This window comes from Mycoplana dimorpha, from assembly GCF_003046475.1.
GTDB classification, from domain to species: Bacteria; Pseudomonadota; Alphaproteobacteria; order Rhizobiales; family Rhizobiaceae; genus Mycoplana; species Mycoplana dimorpha.
Genome location: NZ_PZZZ01000019.1, coordinates 1 through 5,737 on the forward strand (window position 1 = coordinate 1; position 5,737 = coordinate 5,737).

The 5,737-nt window shown below is 54.7% G+C and carries 5 protein-coding genes and 1 pseudogene; all 6 read left to right on the forward strand.

Annotated elements, in window-relative coordinates; genetic code table 11:
• On the forward strand, positions 1 to 834 hold an 834-nt coding region (locus tag C7449_RS21900), incomplete at its 5' end, for a hypothetical protein (protein ID WP_170115987.1).
• Between the two features lie 178 nt (positions 835 to 1,012).
• Complete coding sequence (locus tag C7449_RS21435) at positions 1,013 to 3,160, forward strand: DNA cytosine methyltransferase (RefSeq protein WP_146165128.1); 2,148 nt, start codon at positions 1,013 to 1,015, stop codon at positions 3,158 to 3,160.
• A gap of 432 nt (positions 3,161 to 3,592) precedes the next feature.
• Positions 3,593 to 4,084 (forward strand): hypothetical protein, encoded by a 492-nt coding sequence (locus tag C7449_RS21440; RefSeq protein ID WP_146165129.1) that lies wholly within the window; start codon positions 3,593 to 3,595, stop codon positions 4,082 to 4,084.
• A 312-nt stretch (positions 4,085 to 4,396) separates the two neighbouring features.
• The gene (locus C7449_RS21445) at positions 4,397 to 4,603 is read left to right on the forward strand and encodes a hypothetical protein (protein ID WP_108004934.1); all 207 of its coding nucleotides are present in this window, start codon (positions 4,397 to 4,399) and stop codon (positions 4,601 to 4,603) included.
• Positions 4,604 to 4,909: 306 nt separating this feature from the next.
• Complete coding sequence (locus C7449_RS21450) at positions 4,910 to 5,362, forward strand: transposase (RefSeq protein WP_108004935.1); 453 nt, start codon at positions 4,910 to 4,912, stop codon at positions 5,360 to 5,362.
• Between the two features lie 110 nt (positions 5,363 to 5,472).
• Positions 5,473 to 5,737, forward strand: a pseudogene (locus C7449_RS21990) (hypothetical protein); the annotation flags it as partial.

The following is a 5,737-nucleotide window of genomic DNA, read 5'->3' on the forward strand; positions in this document are numbered from 1 at the left end:
GTTGATCTGGGAGTAGGTGCGTGGCATGCGCTGTTCCTCGCGGGAGATAAGACGTTGTTATCTCTCGCAAGTCGCACTTCAAACTTGAACCCACCGCGCCATTCCACGCTGTGGCATAATTCGCCTGAGGTGGAATTCGGTCGCTTGCATAATGCGATTGTTGCCGGTGAAACTTGCTCCGTCCATCCTAGTTTCAATCGATCAGGGGGACGATTCATTCAATTGATTTGTCGCCGCGACCGAATTTTGCGAAAGCGTTTGACAGCATGGAAAACCCGGACAACCATCATTGTATTCTTGATTATGACTTTTTCAATCAACAGAAGTTTGGAGTTCAAAATGACTATCGGATTTACACCTGATGACTACGGCATCAACGAACCGCGCAACTGGAAAGCAGCGCGCATTTTCGATGACCTCGTGAATGGCGTCACATCACCATTTGCAACAGCAGAAAGCATCGACCAGCTCTACGGGAACGGACACTCCGCATGGCGTGATTTTCGCTATGCGGTGCGCGCATACACTACACTGAACGGAACATTCGTTCTGGTAGATGACGACCATCAATGCATAGTCGAAACGATCAACATCGATGAATGCGACGGCGAAGATGTTACTACGCTGCACCAGCATTTTGCCCGCGATGCTACTGGTCGCTATATCAAGCGTCTGTCAGAACAAGCGCCAGACGTCGAAAGCGTTCGGCTCACCATGTATCGTTTGCCAGCGGCAGACTACACCAAAAAGCCTTGGCGCTATTTCTGGGAAAATGGCGAATACCTCGGCGAGCAACGCATTCCGCTGGTCGTAGCAGCCCCGAAACCGCGTTGATCCCGCGGTCTCACATAACTGAAACAGCTGCCCTGGCCTGACCAGGCACTCTGCGGCCGGACACATTCCATCACTAAATTAGTAATCAACCAAATACTTCAATCATTAAAGTTGTATCCATGCGCTTCAAAATTTCCTAGCGCATGGCAAATAGCTTGTGCTCACAACGGAGCAGAACATGCATATTTCCAAGGATGAATTGAACGACGAAATTATTGCCGAAAGTTCATTGCACGACGGGGTGGCCATCACTGACGATCCTGCGGATATGCAGAAACCAACCAGCTTTTCAAAGATGAGAAATCGCGCACGCACCATCCGCAAGCAGTGGACCAGGCAATTTGTCGAGCTCGTGGATATGGTCGGCGAGCTTCCGCAAAAAGACCGCGGCGAACGACTTGCGATTCTGGTGCACGATTGGGGGTTCACGAAGCGCGAAGCATCGCTGCTGCTGAAAACTGCGAAAGCGACTATCCCCGATCGCGAATTGCTGCTCGAGCTGGCCGTCGCTCCAGAAGTCGTTGCATCGCTCGCAACGGCACGTAATGATGTAAAAAAGGAAGCACTGCTGCAAATCGAAAACGGTCGCACGCTTCAGTCAAGCGATCTTGCCAGAATTAGAAGCAACCTGGATGCGGCGAAGCCCGAATTTGTGCGTTCGACCCACCAGCGGTTCCTGGTGGGGCAGGCGACACGTCGCAGGAAATGCGATCTCGCCACATACATGAATGATCTGTTGGCGTTCGTTGATGCCCTGGTCGAGCACCACGAGCTGGATCAGTGTAACGAGCAGAACCTAGCCGAACGGCAGCAGCCGTTGATTCATTCGGCTCAGCAGCTGCAGCAGCGCTTCACGCAATATTTTGATGTGAACCGACTGCCTGCCGTCGAGCAGTGGTTCTTCGATGCTGGTGATAGCCGAGAGCTGAGGTTGGCCAAGGCATACCTTGCACTGAAGCGGCTTGCAATCGGCGACTTCTACGACGCAGAATATGCTAACGGAGAAACGGACCGATACATTGAGGCCGGTATCATCCGAAAGATTGCATGGCTCTGCAGCGCAGAACTGTCACGTCTCAATAAGTCTGTAGCGGCGCGCGACAGCCGACCTGAGCCTTCTCTTACAGAAGTCTTAGCTGCAAGGGCCGTGCGCAAACCATTCATGCTGCTCGAGATCTGCGCTGGAGCAGGCGGCCAGGCAACTGGGCTGCATGCGGCAGGTTTTGCTTCGCTGGGCGTCTTCGAGCAAAATGTGCATGCGGTAAATACGCTGGAAGCAAATTTTGCGTTCGGCCCGCTACATCAGGTCGACATCCGCGAGTTCGATTTTTCGGTTTATCGTGACCAGATTGACCTGCTTGCCGGTGGCGTCCCGTGCCAACCGCATTCCGCCCTTGGCTCCCGTAGGGGAGGAGAGGACGAGCGTGATCTGTTCATGGTCGCGATTGACATCATCCGCGAAGTCAGACCGCGCGCCGTGATGCTCGAAAACGTTACTGGTTTTGACCACGCCGGCAACGCAGAATACCGTGCCAAGGTGTTCGCGGAACTGAAAAAGGCGGGATATGAAGCCGCACTATTTCCTATTGCGGCCAAGGATTTTGGACTTGCGCAGAAGCGGCCGCGCCTGGTTCTGATCGCATTCCGGGACGGTCATATGTCGCGGTTCCGTATGCCGACGGTGTTCCCGGAGTGGAAACTCACCCTCGGTGAAGCACTTCGCGATCTAATGTCAGCAAACGGCTGGAAAGGCGTCGATGCATGGGTAGAGAGGGCCAACAAGTTTGCTCCAACCTTGGTCGGCGGTTCCGATAAAACGAGCATCGCCGGGTTCGCGTCAAAATTCCAGGAACAGGAATGGCTCGAACTCGGAGTGGATCCTACCGGCCTTGCCGATGCTGCGCCTGCGGCCGACGCACCAATCAACCTTGTGCCGCGGCTGACGTTAGGCATGGCGGCGCGGCTACAAGGGTTCATCGAACACTGGCAGTTCACTGGCTCGAAACGGCAGCAGCGTCAGCAGATCGCCAACGCTTTCCCGCCGGTTCTTGCAAGAGCAGTCGGACTGGCAATCTATAGTGCGCTCGCTCAGGTGGAGATTGACTTCGAAGCTGAGCTGCAAGAACCACTGGGACACTATCCGCTCGGCGATGCGTGGATGAACTTCGCTGTCACAAAGTTCGCGGAAGACCTTGATCTGCCACTCGGCCGCCAAAGGAACCCGCGCGATTTGGCATTTGCAGCGAAATTTAAGGAAAATCGCGAACGAAGGGAGAAACTCGCAGAAGATGCTTCAGTGGCAAAAGCTGCAGATGAGGCAGCATAGCGGCCTCTGGTTTGGTCTCCTGATCAGTGGGCAGTCCGAACCCATATTCCTGATCGTTGGCACAGTAATGGAGTTCTCGGTCTGCTCCCAATTCAGTAAATATCCGTCAGCAATGCGGCTGGGTGTAGTTTCATCCAAGGTTGGCGGCGAAGCAGCGCTGCCCGGTTGGATATCAGATCCGATGGTCTGATATCCAATCTCAGCGATCGCCGCGACCAGAACCGCTTTCCAGCCTTGTCAACGACTGATGGGCCATTCCGCACATATTTGAAGAAATGCGAGGAAATTCAGCTGTTCTGGCCAGGCTACTTCTTCATCCGTGTTAGTTTCGAATTCTTGAAAGCACGATTTTCCGCGTGTCGCTTGCAAGCCGACGGGCAACCCTGAATTCGGCGGCCGCTGTTGGCCGCTTGAACATTCAGGAGCCTTTTGATGCAAACATCGATTACCTTTAGCCCACTTTGTCAAAAAGTTATCGAAATGGGTCTGGCGCGAGCCATTCGTCAAGCATCCGAGGAAATGCGCACGCTGCGGTCTGCGGGCGGTTGGGCAAGTGGATCGCGAGGCCTGCAGCTGTGCATCGTCGCGGCGTTCGCTCGACGCTGGCAGACTGCGATCACAACGGCGCGGCAAGGGCAGGGGAGTGAAATCCAGATCGACGTGCACAGCGATCGTTCCGAAACCTGGACCATGAAGCCATCCGCTCATAAGGATTTTCCGGCACTGGTGATGCTTGGGAGGGCTGCAACGATCGAAGTTCCGCGACTTGCGCCAGGGTTCAAGGACATGCAACACGAAATCGAAAGCCTGATATTCCGACTTGAGCAAGATACCGCGTCCGAGGATATGCCCGAAGCGTATTCCAATGAAGCTGCGCCCGATGGCTCCAATGTCATTCCGTTCGCGCGGAGAATTCCCAGCTGAACTTCCGTCTCTGCATTCACACTCTCCGGTTTCGGCAGCACGGCCGTGAAGCCAACGCAGGTGAACTGCGGGCCTTGATCGGTGTTGAAGATGTCTAGCTTGCCTTGCGCTGACTATCGCCTAAAAGCTCAAAAACTGACTCGTAACTACAATCGGTCGGGCCAGTGGTATGGCCCTTCCGCCCTTGATAACGAGGTCATCGGCAACCCGTATCAGCCGGTGTCTGTCGGGCAGTTCTGTCGGACAGAAATTCAACCGTCGCGCCGACGGGAATCTCACCACAAACTTTAATCCTCAAGTTGGTGCCCACTAATGAAAAGATTTCTGATTGATATTCCCACTCTGACTTCCGTTTGGGTCACGGCTCGCTCCGAGAAAGAGGCGATCGCCGCCGTGAACATCGCGACGGCCGATTGTGACCTACACATTCAAATTGGGGACGACCGCTGTCCCATTGAACTCATCAATTTTACCCGTCGCGGAGAATACGAAATTATAGGCGAGGAGGACGTGGAATAACAGCGGTAGTCTTGCCCAGCGTTCACCGCGCTAGAGGCCGGATACTTATCCGTCTGTTAGCCGATTTAAATCGATGCGTCCACATTGACCACTGATCGAACAGCGCCTTCCTGAGATCAGGCAGCACTCCGGTAACGGCATTACAAAAACGCGCTTTGCACGCTGCTTGTCCCATTCGTAGGTCATGACACTTCCTTTTGCCCCAGCGAGACATTGCAGTTCGCGTATCAGCACGCGAGCGTACGCCCTTATTGACTCATCGCGCTTTCCGTTTGACAAAAGAGGACCTTCAAAGGGGTTCTCACAATGGCCGAAGAACAAAACCCTCCACAACTCAACCCGGCGACCAGAGCCGAGGTCGAATCTGTACCCCCTCGGAAGGCGCGGAAGACGCGGGGCCGGAAGACAGAGCCTCGTCCGTCACAATCAAGCCAAGCCATGTTGGCGACGTCCACAAAGGGTCGCCGTTATTCTGAAAGCGAGAAGGCTGAAAAGCTTCGCCAGATCGAAGCCCAGATTGCTGATGGCACCACATTGAAGGCCGCGGTCAAGAACGCAAGCATTTCCGAACAGAACTACTATCAGTGGAAACGCGCAGCGCCGATGGCAAAAAGGTCACAAGCAAACGTGGCCGCTGGCATCGAGACATTGGCCGATCTGGTTAAGCTCGAAGCGGAGAACCAGCGGTTCCGCGGTTTGCTCGCGGAAAAGTTCCTCGCGGAGAACACAGAGCTTCGCCAGCGGTTGGGGCTGGACTGAGCCGAGCGGCTGCAGCTCTACGGGGTTGAAATAACGCCTCGTCTGGATCTATGTGTGGCCCCGGCCGCATGGCCGGGTTGCCTTCCTCGTTCCTGGGAATACTATCTCGCATGAGAGCACGACGCAGCTTCGTTGTTGAATTCAAGTCGAGCCGACGACAACCAAAATCGCAGAGCGCTTCGATTTGGGGCGACACCGATCTCAAGGCCATCGCCCGCGAGATCGAGCATAAACCACTAAACTCTTTCCCAACTGAAGAAATCTCGGATACCACGCCTCCGCTGTCCGCCGATATGCCGGTCCAAGGTGACGACAAGGTAAGCGAGGCAGCTCTCACGACGGCTCCGCCGAACGAGCGGGGCGCAAACGTGCCGA